General features: G+C 59.6%; 1 protein-coding gene. It reads right to left on the bottom strand.

All coding sequences use genetic code 11. The features are described 5' to 3' along the window. Positions 1–497: SDR family NAD(P)-dependent oxidoreductase (locus TSA1_RS34610; protein WP_100181504.1), on the bottom strand; the 497-nt coding region annotated here is incomplete at both ends.

Raw genomic sequence — 497 nt, 5'->3', positions numbered from 1 at the left:
CGCGGCTGCCCAACTCCTTTGCCAAGCAGATCGTCAGAACTTCCACCGCGCCCTTGGCCGCCGAGTAGGCCGAGAAGCCGGGAAAAGACACCCGGGTTAGACCCGAGGAGAGATTCACTATTCGGCCTCCGTCGTGAAGCAGCGGAAGAAGAGCCTGGGTCAGGAAGTAAACGCCCTTCACGTGCACGTCGAACAGAGAATCGAATTGAGCTTCCGTCGTCTCGGAAAAGGGGGCCATCTCGCCATGGCCGGCGTTGTTAACGAGATGGTCGAATGTCTCTCGGCCCCAGTTCTTTTTCAACGTCGCTTGCACTTCATTGGCGAAAATCTTGAAGGAGGACACTTTGCTCACATCCAAAGGCAGCGCGGCCGCCTTCCGTCCCAACGCCTTCATCTCTTGGACCGTCGTTTCGGCCTCGGCTGCGCCGCTGCGATAGGTCAGAATGACGTCGCCGCCGTGGCGGCCGATGCTGAGAGCGGTGTTACGACCAAGGCCC

Origin of the sequence: Bradyrhizobium nitroreducens (genome assembly GCF_002776695.1) — a bacterium.
Classification (GTDB): Bacteria; Pseudomonadota; Alphaproteobacteria; order Rhizobiales; family Xanthobacteraceae; genus Bradyrhizobium; species Bradyrhizobium nitroreducens.
Note: the sequence above shows the minus strand (reverse complement) of the source record. Positions and strands in the feature narration are given on the sequence as shown.